This window comes from Salinigranum halophilum (assembly GCF_007004735.1).
In the GTDB taxonomy this organism is placed as follows: domain Archaea; phylum Halobacteriota; class Halobacteria; order Halobacteriales; family Haloferacaceae; genus Salinigranum; species Salinigranum halophilum.
On the sequence record NZ_SSNL01000007.1, the window covers coordinates 105,559 to 119,220 of the forward strand.

Consider the following 13,662-nt stretch of genomic DNA (forward strand, 5'->3'; position numbering starts at 1 on the left):
CTGTCGACGCTTTCTAACGCGGCGGTGTCGTACCGACTCGCATGAACGCACCGGAGTTCACCGAGACCGTTCGAGACGACCACGAGACGCCGCTGTCGCGACTCGGTTCGTCGAAGTGGGTGTACGCGCTCACCGGCGGGGAGATGGCCGGTGACGCCGTCGAAGCCGCCTGGGCCGTCGAGGCGCGCGCCGCCCGCGAGACGTTCGAAGCGTGGGCGGCGGACGACCCGACCGAGGAGGCGGAGCGTGCTTTCGCCGACGTCGCCGCGTTCGCGGCCGAACACGGCGGTGACGGCGAGGCGGAGACGCCTCCGACGTACGAGGCGCTCGCGGACCTGACGGGAACGGCCGCCCGCGCCGGCGGCCTCCTCGCGTGGACCCTCGTCGCGGAGAAGACGCTCGCACAGATGGTCGGGTTCTTCGTCGGCGACGCCGACCCCTCGACGGCGAACACCTTCCGCGACCGCAAGAGCGGCGTTCGAGAGGCGCGCGAGACGGCCGAGGCGCTCCTCGACGAGGTCTGTTCCGACGACGACGCCTGGGCGGCCGCCCGTACCGGCGCTGACGCCGTCGTCGAGGCGGCGTACGCCGACTACGTCGACACGCTCGAGTCCATGGGCATCAAGCCGAAGAACGTCTGCTGACGCTTCGGTAGTCGGTCCCATACCCCCCCCGTTTCAACTGGAACCTCCTCTCACCGTTCGCCCCGCAGAACCCGTTCGCTTCCACTGGAACTCGTTCCCACGACCCGCGACCACGTTCACCATCTGGTCGCAGTACGTCGGTTCTTCCCGTACCAGTCGCCGCTCGCGAGCTTCGTCCGCGGGCGAACGCTCCACCTGAAACGAAGGGGGCGTTCAGACGCCGGCGACGCCCCGTCGGTACTCCGTGAGCTGTTCGCGGGCAGCGACGACGTGGCCGTGGAGGTCCCCCTCGGTCTCGCCGGCGATTTCGTACAGCGCGTTCATGTGTCGGTCGAGTCTGCCGTGGTCGGGCCCCTCCTCGCGGGCCGCGAGCGTCGCGATCTGATTCGAGTGGTCGTACAGGCGTCCCTGGAGGTCACCCTCGGCCAGTTCGCTCGCCTTCCGGAGCTCTTCGCTTGCGGCTTCGAGTGCGGTGCGTGACATACCGTGGCGTACGCCGCCCGGGCGCAAAACCGTTGGCACCTCGGGACGGATTGACGGTATCTGCGACGCCGCGCCGCCGAGGGCCGAGCGAGCCAAGTACGTCCGTCGCATACCCTCGGGCGTGACAGACAGCCCGCTCTCCGTGGACCGTCCCGAGGCCGACGTGCCGTTCCGCGTCGACGCGCCGTTCGAGCCTGCGGGCGACCAGCCGGCGGCCATCGAGACGCTCGCGCGCGGGTTCGAGGAGGGGATGCAGCGACAGACCTTGCTCGGCGTGACCGGCTCCGGCAAGACCAACACCGTCTCGTGGGTCGTCGAGGAGATACAGCAGCCCACCCTCGTCATCGCCCACAACAAGACGCTCGCCGCGCAGTTGTACGAGGAGTTCCGAAACCTCTTCCCCGACAACGCGGTCGAGTACTTCGTCTCGTACTACGACTACTACCAGCCCGAGGCCTACATCGAACAGACCGACACGTACATCGACAAGGACATGTCGATAAACGAGGAGATCGACCGCCTGCGCCACTCGGCGACGCGGTCGCTTCTCACCCGCGACGACGTCATCGTCGTCGCCTCGGTGTCGGCCATCTACGGGCTCGGTGACCCGCGGACGTACGAGGACATGGCACTCCGACTCGAGGTCGGCGACGAACTCGACCGCGACGAACTGCTCCGGCGGCTCGTGGACCTCAACTACGAGCGCAACGACGTCGATTTCCAGCAGGGCACCTTCCGGGTCCGTGGCGACACCGTCGAGGTGTTTCCCATGTACGGTCGCCACGCCGTCCGCGTGGAGTTCTGGGGTGACGAGGTCGACCGCATGGCGAAACTCGACCCGCTGACGGGAGAAGTCGTCTCCGCCGAGCCAGCGGTGCTCGTCCACCCCGCAGAGCACTACTCCATCCCCGAGCAGACCCTCGACGCGGCCATCGGCGAGATCGAGGACCTGATGGACGACCGGGTGCGGTACTTCGAGCGGCAGGGCGACCTCGTGGCCGCCCAGCGCATCGAGGAACGCACCACGTTCGACATCGAGATGCTCCAGGAGACGGGCTACTGTTCGGGCATCGAGAACTACTCGGTCCACCTCTCGGACCGCGAGTCGGGCGACCCGCCGTACACCCTCCTGGACTACTTCCCCGACGACTTTCTCACCGTGGTCGACGAGTCCCACCAGACCCTCCCGCAGATCAAAGGGCAGTTCGCGGGCGACAAGTCGCGGAAGGACTCGCTCGTCGAGAACGGCTTTCGCCTCCCGACCGCGTACGACAACCGCCCCCTGACGTTCGAGGAGTTCGAAGAGAAGACCGCGAAGACGCTGTACGTCTCGGCGACGCCCGCCGACTACGAACGCGAGCAGTCCGAACAGATCGCCGAACAGATCGTCCGCCCGACCCACCTCGTCGACCCGGAGGTCGAAATCGCCCCCGCGACGGGGCAGGTCGACGACCTCCTCGACCGCATCTCGGACCTCCCCGACGACGAGCGCGCGCTCGTCACCACCCTGACGAAACGGATGGCCGAGGACCTCACCGAGTACCTCGAGGAGTCGGGCGTCGCCGTCGAGTACATGCACGACGAGACCGACACGCTGGAGCGACACGAGATCATCCGCTCGCTCCGACTGGGAGATATCGACGTCCTCGTCGGCATCAACCTCCTCCGCGAGGGGCTCGACATCCCCGAGGTCTCGCTGGTGGCCATCCTCGACGCCGACCAGGAGGGGTTCCTCCGCTCGGAGGCGACGCTGATTCAGACGATGGGGCGGGCGGCGCGAAACGTCAACGGGAGGGTCGTCCTCTACGCCGACTCGCCCTCGAACGCCATGGAATCGGCCATCGAGGAGACGCGCCGTCGCCGCGAGATTCAGCGGGAGTTCAACGAGGCGCACGGCTACACGCCCGAGACCATCCAGAAGGCGGTCAGCGAGATGAACCTCCCAGGGTCGAAGACGGACACTGGTGGCGTCTCACGGGAGCAGCCGACGGACTCCGACGAGGCGCGAGCGCAGATCGAAGAACTGGAAGCGCGCATGGACGAGGCCGCGAGCAACCTGGAGTTCGAACTCGCGGCGGACATCCGCGACCGCATCCGCGACCTCAGGCGCGAGTACGACCTCGACCGCGAGGACGACGGCGTCGCGCCGGAACTCGACCCGGAGTTCTGACCCGTGTCCGACCCCACGCCCGCGCGTGACGACGACGGAGCGATGGTCTTCGCTGCCGGCGGCTTGCTGTGGCGCGACGACGGTTCGCTCGCCGTCGTCCACCGCCCCCGATACGACGACTGGAGCCTCCCGAAAGGGAAACTCGAACCGGGCGAACTCCTCCCCGAGACTGCGGTGCGCGAGGTCGAAGAGGAGACGGGGTTCGCCGTCGAGCGCGGAGGGTTCGCCGGTCGGTACCAGTACGAGGTGAGCGCGGGACCGAAGACCGTGTTCGTCTGGCACATGCGCGCCCGCGACGAGCGGGGACGACCGGACGACGAGGTGGACGAACTCGCGTGGCTCCGAGTCGCGGACGCGCTCGACCGGTTGACGTACGCGCTCGAACGCGACCTGCTCCGGCGTGTCGGCAGGGTCGACTGACTGGTCACTCCGGGGGAAACGGTGATTTCCTCTCGTGGCGTACTGGCGCTTCGACATGAACCGCGCGCTCCCGACCGAACCGGAGGAACAGCCACCCTACGGGCCCGCACCGGGTGAGCGAACCTGGGCGCTCGGACGCCTGCGCGCGAGCGGGCCGTGGTCCCAGAGCGGCTCACACCGACGACTCCGCGGGAGACTCGCGGCGTATCGCCTCCAGCTCGACGCCGTCGACGAGGTCACCGGAGCCGAGCGGCTCCCGCGGCTCGAACCCCTACTCGACGCCGCCGAGGCGGCACTCACCGAGGGCGACGTCGACCGGGCGTGGGCGTGTTTCCACGCCGCGGTCGAGGTGGAACTGCTCGCGGACGCACTCGGCGGTGACGGCCGCGTCGACGACTGGGCCGAACTGCTCGCGGCGGAGACGACGAAGCTGGATTCGGCGTGGCGACGGGCGGCGGCGACCGCGCTGCTCGAATCGGGCGACGCGCACGCGCTGTACCACGTCCGTCGCCTCCTCGACGAACAGTACGACAACATGTGGCGGCAGCTCCGGACCTTCAGGCGATACCTCGGCGCGCTCGCCACCCTCTCTCTTCTCTTCGTCGTGAGCGTCGTCGCCGTCGACGCGCTCGGCGGCCCGTTACTCCCCGACGTCGGGACCTCCCTGTTCGTCGCCGTCGCGCTCTTCGGCGGCCTCGGGGCGACGGTGAGCGCGGCGCTCTCGGCCGGCCGCGACTCCACTCGGAACCCCGAACGGCTGGTCGACGCCTGGGTCGGACTCGCCCGCGTCGCCGTCGGGATGGCCGCGGCGCTCGCGCTCTTCGTCTTCCTCCACTCCGGCGTCGTCTCTCTCGGTCCGCTGTCGTCGGCACTCGCGCTCGCCGTCGCGTTCGTCGCGGGCTTCTCCGACCGCCTCCTCGTCCGAACCGTCGGGACGGTCGTCGAACCCGACGACAGGGCGGACGGTTCGTGAGGGCGCACCCGGGCAGCCTCGCGCTCGACCTGTCAATGCAATTTTGTGCCTCGCGTTCGCACGCCGTCGGCGAATCTCAACTTTTTCAAACGGTGAATCCATACGAGGCTCCACGATGATTCGTACTGTCACGAGCGGAGGCGCTAGCGCTCATCGTCACTTCAACCCGGCGACCGGAGGGATCACCTGACGATGTCTCGGGCCCCGTCCGTCCCGACCGACCTCGAAGCACACTGTTCTCACGCCCGGACTCCGTCCGAGTCTCGTGCGTCAGTTCCTGCGTCTGTGTCCGTGCTGTCACCGAGTCTCCCGACCGTCAGTCTCGTCGACAACTAACGCTACACAACGCCAATGTCTGACACCCCCTCATACAGCCGTGTCCAGAAGTCGTTCCTGAAGTACCAGCACGTGTTCGTCCTGTTCGCGCCCGTGCTGTTCATCACCTCGGTGTACTTCGCGGCACCGACGCCCGCCGACACCGGCTCCGGCTACTGGCTGGAGTTCTGGTGGCTCTTCCCGGTGTTCATGCTGGGTGCGACCATCGTCAACACCGTCGGTATCAGCGGGTCGGCGCTGTTCGTCCCGTTCCTCATCTTCATCTTCCCGCTGTTCGCCCAGCCGCTGACGCCACAGACCATCGTCAAGGTGGGGCTCATCAGCGAAGCGTTCGGCCTCTCGAGTTCGGCCGTGGCGTTCATCCAGTACGGACTCGTCGACCGCCGACTGGCGCTGTCGCTCGTCGCCGGGTCGATTCCGTTCGTCATCGGGGGCGCGCTGCTCTCGTTCGTCATCCCCGAGGTGCTGTTCCACTCGCTCCTCGGACTCGCGCTCCTGGCGGCGTCGTACCTCCTGTTCACGGCCGACCTCGGGCACGGTGACCACGACGGCTCGGCGAGTTCCGACGCGGACGCGACCACGGCGGCCGACGGTGGCACCGTCGCCCTCCCGAACGACCCCGGCAAACTCGGCCCGGCGGGCGTCCGCACCGACGACGACGGCACCGTCACCCGGGTCGACCGCGAGGGCGACGACTACACCTACACCCGGTCGGGCTACCTGCGACGCTTCGCCAACTACAGCGTCGGCGGGACGTTCCAGGGCCTCGCCGGCTTCGGCGTCGGCGAACTCGGCATCGTCTCGATGCTCGGAACCAAGGTTCCGGTTCGCGTGGCCATCGGCACCAACCACATCGTCGTCGCGCTGACCGCGGTGCTGGCGTCTGTCGTCCACGTCTTCGGCGGCGGCATCGTCGGCGGGCACTCGCTCAGCCTCGCGACGACGCCGTGGAACATGGTCGTCTTCACCGTTCCGGCGACGGTCATCGGTGGACAGATCGCCCCCTACGTGTCGAACGCGCTCGAGACGGACACCATCAAGAACGGCGTCGGCGTCCTCTTCGCCGTCATCTCGATCGCGCTGTTCCTCATGGCCGCGGGAGGTATCCTCTGAGATGATGGCGCGCGGATACGACAACGTCCTCCTCCCGACCGACGGGAGCGAGGCGACGCTGGCGGCCGTCGAGGAGGCGGGCCACATCGCGGCGCTCTCGGGTGCGACGGTGCACGTCCTCTCTGTCGCCGACACGCGGAACCGGTTCGAGAGCCCCACCGCGGGCCTCGCGGTCGACGCCTGGGAACAGGCCGAACACGAGCGCGCCGAGGCGGCCATCGACCGGGCGGTCGAGGCGCTTCCGGACGACGTCCCGACCGAACGAGTGGTCCGTGCGGGCATCCCGAAGACGGAGGTCCTCGACTACGTCGACGAGACCGACGTCGACCTGGTCGTCATGGGCACGCACGGTCGAACCGGCCTCGACCACTACCTCATCGGGAGCGTCACCGAGCGCGTCGTCCGCAACTCCCCGGTGCCGGTGCTCACGGTCAGAGCCGAAGCGTGAGGTGACCCCGTCGGCCGGGAGCGCGGCCGACGACCGTTTCGACGGGTCTCGAACCCCGTGCAGTCGTCCCGACGAACTCGATCAGGGCCGTCGCCGGCCGACGCGCATCTCGACGTAGCGCCGCGGCCACGCCCTGAAATGTCTGTGCACCTTCCCGAGAAGCCGGGACAGCGGGGTCGCGTGCGGTCGTCGATCGCCTTCCGGTGCTGGAACCGAACCGCGTTCGTGACTCATACGCCTAGGTCTTTGACGGTCTTTCATAAACGTTGGTGGTGGCACGGACAGGCCGTCTCGGGTGACCACTCCCGCCGCCTGCGTTCGTCGCGTCGGGTGCCCTCGACCAGCGGGCGCGACGCGGTCAGTCGTGTCAGCCGGATGCACGCGAGCCACCGATTTGGACACAGTTATACCGGCCCCTGTGTTAGTCGCCGCCATGTTTGACAGGCGTCTTTCCAACGGTGTGCTGCCGCGAACGACGGAGGCCCGACGGTGCGCGTAGTCGCGAAGTTCGGTGGCACCTCTCTCGGAAGCGGTGACCGGATCAACCGCGCGGCCGACTCCATCGCGGCCGCCGTCGAACAGGGCCACGAGATCGCCGTCGTGGCGAGCGCGATGGGCTCGACGACGGACGACCTCCTCGACGAGATCAAGTTCGAAGCCGACGACAAGGACCGTGCGGAGATCGTCTCGATGGGCGAGCGTACCTCGGTTCGGATGCTGAAGGCCGCCCTGTCCTCCCGCGGGGTCGAGGCGAAGTTCCTCGAACCCGGCAGCGACGAGTGGCCGGTCATCACCGACGAGTACGGCGAGGTCGACGTCGCGGAGACGACGAAGCGCGCCGAGCAACTCGCCGCCGACCTCGACGGCGTCGTCCCGGTCATCACCGGCTTCCTCGCCCAGACTATCGACGGCGAGGTCACCACGCTCGGTAGAGGCGGCTCCGACACGACCGCCGTCATGATGGGCAAGTACATGCACGCCGACGAGGTCGTCATCGTCACCGACGTCGAGGGCGTCATGACCGGCGACCCCCACGTCGTCGAGGGCGCTCGCAACGTCGGGCGCATCACCGTCGACGAACTCCGAAACCTCTCGTTCCGCGGCGCTGAAGTGGTGGCCCCCTCCGCGCTGTCATACAAAGACGCCGCGCTCAACGTCCGTGTCGTCCACTACCAGCACGGTGACCTGCTCACCGGCGGCACGCTCATCGAAGGCGAGTTCCAGAACCTCATCGACATGGAGGACAACCCCCTGTCGTGCATCACCCTCGCCGGTCGGGCCATTCGGAACCGGCCAGGCATCCTCGCCGAACTCGCCCAGGCGCTCCGCGAGGCGAACGTCAACATCGACTCCGTCGCCAGTGGGATGGACTCCATCACGTTCTACGTCGGCGACGACGACGCCGAACTCGCCGAGACCGTCCTCCACGAGCGGGTCATCTCCGACGAGACGCTCTCCTCGGTGACGGTCGAAGACGACATCGCCGTCGTCCGCGTCACCGGTGGCGAACTCCCCAACCGCCCGGGAATCATCCTCGACATCGTCAGACCCATCTCCGACGCCGGCATCAACATCCACGACGTCATCACGAGCGCGACCTCCGTCGCCATCTTCGTCGCCTGGGACGACCGCGAGGAGACGCTCCGCATCATCCAGGACGAGTTCCAGGGGTAACGTTCGCTCGCTCTCCTTTCCGCTACCGACCTTCGTACAGCCGCTGGCCGAGCCGTCTGGGGAGCCCCACCTCCTCGATGGCCGTCGCGACCCGGTCGACGTCGTACGAGACCCGGTGTTCCGTGACCGCTCGCTCCGCCAGATTGACGACGGCGTAGGCCGCGTCCGGGTCACCGTCGCGCGGTTGGCCGACGCTGCCGGGGTTCACCAGCATCCCCTCCGCGAAGACCGCGTGGTGTTGGACGTGCGTGTGACCCATCACGAGCAGTTCCTCGCCGTCCAACATCCCCGGCGCGAAGTCCGCGGGGTAGGTGTAGCGGTCGGGGTCTGCGGGGTGGCCGTGGACGACCTTCACACGGCCGTCGAGGAGGGTCCGTTCGTCCGGGAGCCTCGCGAGCCACGCCAGCGCGGACTCGTCGAGGTGCTCGCGGGCGTACTCGACGCCCGCCTGCGCCATGCTGTTGAACCCGAAACTCGTCTCCGAAGCGACTGCGCGGTCGTGATTGCCCATCACCGTCGGGACGTCTCGGCCCCGAACCGCGGCGACACACTCTGCGGGCCAGGGGTTGTAGCCGACGACGTCGCCGGCACAGAGCAGGCGGTCGACGGCGGGCATGTCGTCGAGGACGGCTTCGAGCGCGACCCGATTCCCGTGGACGTCCGAGATGAGTCCGAGACGCATGCTCCCTAGCAGGCCCGCCGGCGGTTTAGTAGCCCGGCCCGCCTACCCGTCGCCGTTCTCGACGGCGGTCTCGACGCCCGCCGCTGTCACCCGCGCCGCCGCTGCACACACCGCGTGCTCGAAGCTGAGGGCGTACGCTTCTTCCGCCGCCGCCTCGGCGCTCTCCGCCGCGAAATCGAACGCCCGGGGGGTGTCCTCCTCGTACGTCGCCACGAGCGTCGGCTCGTCGACCTCCTCGACGAGCAGCGCGTCGCGGCGGACGATGCCGACGAACGCGGTGTCGGCCGTGACGACGCCGGCGACCCGCGGGGTGTCGTAGTCGTCCTTCTCGAAGTCCAAGGAGAGAAGCGAGAGCGCGAGTGCGTCCCGGGCGGGATACCCCATGTCGACTTTCTCCGCGATGGGGTCGACGTGCGACCCGTTCCCGAGGACGACCCCCGACCCGGCCTCACGGAGGCAGTTGTACGAGACGTAGGGGTTGTCCGTCTCCTCGGCCGCAGCGGTGGGCCCGACGGTCAGCGTCCCGTCACGGTCGACGACCTGGCGGTTCGGGAACGACCGCGACGAGACGCGATACGCACCCAGTCCCGGACCGACGACGACGAATCTCCCGATGTACATGCACGACAGTGGTCATCTCGGGGTGAAGTAGGTGACGATATATGCACGTTCTTCGCCCGTCTATCCGGCCCGTGGACCCTCCGCGTGGGAGACGATTCCACCCTCGAAATGAAGCGACAGCGTTTTGTTTCGGTGTGTCTTCGTTCAGTATGCAGTCCCATGGGGTAGTGGCCAATCCTGTTGCCTTCTGGGGGCAACGACCCAGGTTCGAATCCTGGTGGGACTACTTCTCTCTCGCTCGTCCTTCGAGCGTCTAGTCCGTCAGCCAGGCTCAGATGACCGACGGCTCCGTCTCGTCGTCGTCGAACCCCGCGTCGTCGATGACCGCGTGGAGGTTCGCGTAGGGGATGAACGCCACCAGCTCCTCTTCGTCGTCGTAGAGGTCGACGCCGTACTCCGTCCGTTCGTAGTGTGCACACTCCAGTTGTCCTTCCGGGAACAGCACTCGGTACATACCTCCCACTTGGCCCGTCAACGGATTGAATGTTCCGCGCCCGCACTCGCTCGGACTGGTCCGGTCAGTCGCCGCTCTCAGGCGAGTCGACGCCGAAGCGCCCACGCGTACTCCGTCCGGTCGAGGAACGCGTCGACGCTCTCCTCGCGAACCTCGCCGCTCGAGTACACCCTGTCGCGGTCGTAGGCGATGGCGTGTCTCGGAACCGGGAGCCACGGGGTGAAACAAAAGCCCACCCCGACGGGCGTCCGGCCCCTCGCGAGCGCCCACGACGCCGCGACGAGCGCGTAATCCTCACAGTCGCCAGTCTCGTCCGCGACGGTGTCGTCCGGCCGCCGTGCGACGTCGACCCACCCGTTCCACTCGTCCTCGCGCCACTCGTACCGCTCGGACCACGACTCGAAGTCGAACGAACCCCACTCGTCGCCCCGTCCCACGTACCGCCGGGGTGCCACGATGACCCACGGTGTCCACCGCCTGACGGCGGCCCACAGCCTTCGAACGGTCATCTGTGACGAAAGGGACCGCAGCGACCAGAACGTGTCGGTCAGCCGAACACCACCTCTGGATGACACACTCGAGTCTGCGGACGACGCAACAGGGGCGCGCTCACTTCTCGACGTCGAGGAGCGCCACCCGCTCGAGGACGACGTCCGCGAGACGCCCGTCGACGACGGCGAGTTCGCGCGCTCCCACGTCGAAGTACTCCCTGACGCGCCCCTCGTCGAACGCCCCCAGCGTCGACGCCGGGCGCAACTCCCGCTCGACGGCGGCGGCCGCCTCGTCTTCGGCCGCTCCGTCGTCGTCTCCAGCGTCGACGAGGACGACGACCGACTGTTCGCCGGGCGAGACGCCCATGGTGAGCGCCCGGTCGATCTGTCGACGGCCGGCCGCGTAGAGGAGTATCTCGACACCGCGGTCGTGGGCGACGTTCGCTCCCCGCTCGAACGCTCTCTCGGCGAGTTCGACGGCGCGTTCGAGGTGCGCGCGCGAGACGACGTACCGCGCGTCGAACGCCTGGACCGTCACGCCGTGGCGCGCTCCGACGGCATCCAGCCGCTCGACGAACGCCCCGACGTCGTCGACGTCTGCGACTCCCTCGACCAGCCTCATCCGAAGTCTCCCAGGCTCGCCTGGTCGCTCTCGGTGTCGCTTCCCCCTCCCGAGGCTGACCCCTCCGCCTCCGTCCCCTCGGCCACCGCCTGCGCCGTCGACTCGTCGGCCGAGACGTCGTCCATCGACGGGTCCTGCCGGCCGACGTTCTCGAGGATGGACGCGGCGGTCTTCCGCCGCCCCCGAAGGGCCCCCAGGACGACCGACTTGTCCGCGTCGCGGAGGTCCGCGCGGGTCTCGATGCCGGCCTCGTACAGCCGTCGTGCGCGTTTCCGGCCGACGTTCCGCACCCCCGCGAGGTCGAGCAGTTCGTCGCGGACGCCGTACTCGACGCGCTTTTTCGCTTCGCGCACCGCGACGGCGTCGAAGCCGCGGTCGCCGGCGATGCGCTCGGCCGCGCCGAGGAGCCACGTCGCCGTGTCGACCTTCCCCCTGATGTCACCCGGGCCGACGCCGTACCGCTCGGCGATGCGGTCCTCGTCGACCTCGTTCGCCCAGTCCTCGAGGAGTCGTGCCGTCTTCAGCGCCGAGAGCCACGACTCGAACTGCGTGTCGCTGTATTCGGAGGGCGTTCGACCCAGGAGTTCGGCCTCCCGCTCGTAACACTCCTCGGTGTACCGCTCTCTGTCTCCCGACTTGAGGTAGAGTTCGTACATGTCCGGGGTGCGGGAGACGAGGTGATACAGCCCGAGCGGCGTGGGATAGGTGCGGTCGCTCTCGTCCGCTTCCTGCCCGTCTCCGTCGCTCTCGTCCGCTCTCTCGCTCTCTGCCACCAACTCGCTCGCCGTCTGGAAGCCACCGGCTTCCGTCTCCTTCGTCCTACTCCCGCCCGTAGTCGACTCCACGCCGTCGAGCCGTCGTCGCATCTCGCGCTCGTTCTCGTCGCCCCACGCCAGACCGTCGACCACCTCGGCCGCGCTCATCGGGTCCAGGTAGAGCCGGGAGACGGTGTGGCCCAACCCCGTCGCCTTCAGCCGCACGTCGTCGTCCTCGCGCTCGCGCGTGAGGAAGTCGTTCCGCTCCAGGTAGTCGAGGACGGTGTCGGCCTTCTGCGCCAGGTAGTCGGGGTCGTCCGTCTGGGTCGCGTACAGGGTCCGGTCGAGAAACGACAGCAGTCCGGACCGGGTGTGCGCGAACCCCGACGCGACGGTGGCGAGGAGGTGTGTCCGCAGGGCGGGCTCGGCGGCGAGCTTCGACTGGACGGCCTCGGGCTCCGCCCAGACGTACCGCTCGAACAGTTCGTCGCGCGTGTCGTAATCCTTCGCCAGCAACACGGCCTCGCCGTAGGGGTCCAGTCCGGGCCGCCCCGCCCGTCCCATCATCTGATGCACTTCGAGCACGTCGAGCGGCTTCATCCCGCCGAACTCCCCGTCGTACCGCTGCCAGTCGCGGACGACGACCCGTCGTGCGGGTGTGTTGACCCCCGCCGCCAGCGTCGGGGTGGCACAGACGCACTTGACGAGTCGGGCCCGGAAGGCGTCCTCGATGAGCTCTCGGTGCTTCGGGGCCAGTCCCGCGTGGTGAAACGCCGCGCCTTTCCTGACCGCGCGCGCGAGGTCCGTCGACGTCTCCGTGTCCGAGACGTCCTCGACTTCGTCGGCGAGTTCGCGTAACTCCCGCGTCTCCTCGCCCGTGAGTCGCTTTGACGTGACGTCGCCGAGGCGTTTCGCCGCCGCCTCGGCGTTGCGCCGGGAGTTGACGAACACTAGCGACGAGCCCTGTCCGTGGTCACCGTCGCCCACGAGCGCGTCGTCGACGAGCGCCGGCGTCTGGCGCTTGCCGTCGACCGGAACCTCCCGCTGTGAGCCGTCGTCGAACGTGATCGCGTTGCCGTAGTGGACGCCCGTCCGGAGGTCGATGGGGCGCCAGTCGGCGTCGACCAGGTTCGCGTCGAGCCACTCGGCGATCTCGTCGGCGTTGCCGACCGTCGCGGAGAGCGCGACCACCTGAAGGCCGGGGTTGATGCGTCGAAGCTTCGCCAGCGTCACCTCCAGCGTCGGCCCCCGGTTCCGGTCGTCGACGAGGTGGACCTCGTCGGCGACGACGCACGTGAGCTGGTCGATCCACGGCGCGTCGTTCCGGACGAGCGAGTCGACCTTCTCCGACGTGGCGACGATGATGTCGCGGGAGGCGAGCCACTCGCCGCTGGACTCGTAGTTCCCGGTGGAGACCCCGACGGTGAAGCCCAGCTCTTCCCACCGCTCGAACTCGGCTTTCTTCTCCGAGGCGAGCGCGCGGAGGGGGACGATGTAGAGCGCCTTCCCTCCGCGCCGAATCGCCGAGAGCATCGCGAGTTCGGCGACGAGCGTCTTCCCCGAGGCCGTGGGGACGCTCGCGACGACGCTCTCGCCCGTGGTGACGCCCGCGTTCACCGCCTCGGCCTGCGGTGGGTACAGCGCTTCGATACCCTCCTCGTGGAGTCGGTCTGCGACCCCCTCGGGCAGTCCGGGGACGTCGGCGGGGTTCATCTACCGCCCGTTTGGTTCCTTTCGGAGTATAGGGTTTCGGGTCGCGTGCGCGGCGGTGTGGCG

At 68.4% G+C, this 13,662-nt stretch carries 15 protein-coding genes and 1 tRNA gene; 8 read left to right on the forward strand and 8 right to left on the reverse strand.

Annotation, left to right across the window (positions count from 1 at the left end; all coding sequences use genetic code 11):
• Window positions 1–41: 41 nt before the first annotated feature.
• Complete coding sequence (locus E6N53_RS18695) at window positions 42–644, forward strand: transcription antitermination protein (protein WP_142860977.1); 603 nt, start codon at window positions 42–44, stop codon at window positions 642–644.
• 213 nt (window positions 645–857) lie between these two features.
• Here the strand turns inward: E6N53_RS18695 and E6N53_RS18700 are convergent, their stop codons facing one another.
• Window positions 858–1,127 carry a DUF7553 family protein gene (locus E6N53_RS18700; protein WP_142860978.1) on the reverse strand — a complete coding sequence of 90 codons (270 nt, stop codon included), beginning with the start codon at window positions 1,125–1,127 and terminating at the stop codon, window positions 858–860.
• 121 nt (window positions 1,128–1,248) lie between these two features.
• Between E6N53_RS18700 and uvrB the strand changes: the two genes are divergently transcribed.
• The 5 genes from uvrB to E6N53_RS18725 all read left to right on the forward strand — a co-directional run bounded on the left by uvrB (window position 1,249) and on the right by E6N53_RS18725 (window position 6,587).
• Window positions 1,249–3,297: an excinuclease ABC subunit UvrB gene (uvrB, locus tag E6N53_RS18705; protein WP_142860979.1), complete on the forward strand. Its 2,049-nt coding sequence runs from the start codon at window positions 1,249–1,251 to the stop codon at window positions 3,295–3,297.
• A 42-nt stretch (window positions 3,298–3,339) separates the two neighbouring features.
• Window positions 3,340–3,717 carry an NUDIX hydrolase gene (locus E6N53_RS18710; RefSeq protein ID WP_142861025.1) on the forward strand — a complete coding sequence of 126 codons (378 nt, stop codon included), beginning with the start codon at window positions 3,340–3,342 and terminating at the stop codon, window positions 3,715–3,717.
• 55 nt (window positions 3,718–3,772) lie between these two features.
• Window positions 3,773–4,690: a hypothetical protein gene (locus tag E6N53_RS18715; RefSeq protein ID WP_142860980.1), complete on the forward strand. Its 918-nt coding sequence runs from the start codon at window positions 3,773–3,775 to the stop codon at window positions 4,688–4,690.
• Between the two features lie 351 nt (window positions 4,691–5,041).
• Window positions 5,042–6,139 (forward strand): sulfite exporter TauE/SafE family protein, encoded by a 1,098-nt coding sequence (locus tag E6N53_RS18720; RefSeq protein ID WP_142860981.1) that lies wholly within the window; start codon window positions 5,042–5,044, stop codon window positions 6,137–6,139.
• A gap of 1 nt (window position 6,140) precedes the next feature.
• Complete coding sequence (locus E6N53_RS18725) at window positions 6,141–6,587, forward strand: universal stress protein (RefSeq protein WP_236642424.1); 447 nt, start codon at window positions 6,141–6,143, stop codon at window positions 6,585–6,587.
• Between the two features lie 81 nt (window positions 6,588–6,668).
• On the opposite strand, the gene E6N53_RS21160 is transcribed toward E6N53_RS18725, so the two are convergent.
• A complete protein-coding gene (locus tag E6N53_RS21160; protein ID WP_201741204.1) occupies window positions 6,669–6,821 on the reverse strand; it encodes a hypothetical protein in 153 nt (50 codons plus the stop codon).
• A 255-nt stretch (window positions 6,822–7,076) separates the two neighbouring features.
• Between E6N53_RS21160 and E6N53_RS18730 the strand changes: the two genes are divergently transcribed.
• Complete coding sequence (locus tag E6N53_RS18730; RefSeq protein WP_142860982.1) at window positions 7,077–8,261, forward strand: aspartate kinase; 1,185 nt, start codon at window positions 7,077–7,079, stop codon at window positions 8,259–8,261.
• A 22-nt stretch (window positions 8,262–8,283) separates the two neighbouring features.
• On the opposite strand, the gene E6N53_RS18735 is transcribed toward E6N53_RS18730, so the two are convergent.
• Both E6N53_RS18735 and E6N53_RS18740 read right to left on the reverse strand, forming a co-directional pair.
• Window positions 8,284–8,943 carry a metallophosphoesterase family protein gene (locus E6N53_RS18735; RefSeq protein ID WP_142860983.1) on the reverse strand — a complete coding sequence of 220 codons (660 nt, stop codon included), beginning with the start codon at window positions 8,941–8,943 and terminating at the stop codon, window positions 8,284–8,286.
• Between the two features lie 42 nt (window positions 8,944–8,985).
• A complete protein-coding gene (locus E6N53_RS18740) occupies window positions 8,986–9,564 on the reverse strand; it encodes an IMP cyclohydrolase (protein ID WP_142860984.1) in 579 nt (192 codons plus the stop codon).
• A 153-nt stretch (window positions 9,565–9,717) separates the two neighbouring features.
• Between E6N53_RS18740 and E6N53_RS18745 the strand changes: the two genes are divergently transcribed.
• Window positions 9,718–9,790 (forward strand) — tRNA-Gln (locus E6N53_RS18745).
• A 45-nt stretch (window positions 9,791–9,835) separates the two neighbouring features.
• Here E6N53_RS18745 and E6N53_RS18750 read toward each other — a convergent pair.
• The 4 genes from E6N53_RS18750 to E6N53_RS18765 all read right to left on the reverse strand — a co-directional run bounded on the left by E6N53_RS18750 (window position 9,836) and on the right by E6N53_RS18765 (window position 13,599).
• Complete coding sequence (locus E6N53_RS18750) at window positions 9,836–10,018, reverse strand: hypothetical protein (RefSeq protein ID WP_136592216.1); 183 nt, start codon at window positions 10,016–10,018, stop codon at window positions 9,836–9,838.
• Between the two features lie 77 nt (window positions 10,019–10,095).
• Entirely contained in the window at window positions 10,096–10,527 is a 432-nt protein-coding gene (locus E6N53_RS18755) for a hypothetical protein (RefSeq protein ID WP_142860985.1), read from the reverse strand.
• Between the two features lie 100 nt (window positions 10,528–10,627).
• Window positions 10,628–11,131, reverse strand: coding sequence for a KEOPS complex subunit Cgi121 (cgi121, locus tag E6N53_RS18760; RefSeq protein ID WP_142860986.1), 504 nt, complete (start codon window positions 11,129–11,131; stop codon window positions 10,628–10,630).
• Window positions 11,128–13,599: an ATP-dependent DNA helicase gene (locus E6N53_RS18765; RefSeq protein ID WP_142860987.1), complete on the reverse strand. Its 2,472-nt coding sequence runs from the start codon at window positions 13,597–13,599 to the stop codon at window positions 11,128–11,130. The genes cgi121 and E6N53_RS18765 overlap by 4 nt, the downstream gene beginning before the upstream one ends.
• Window positions 13,600–13,662: the final 63 nt, after the last annotated feature.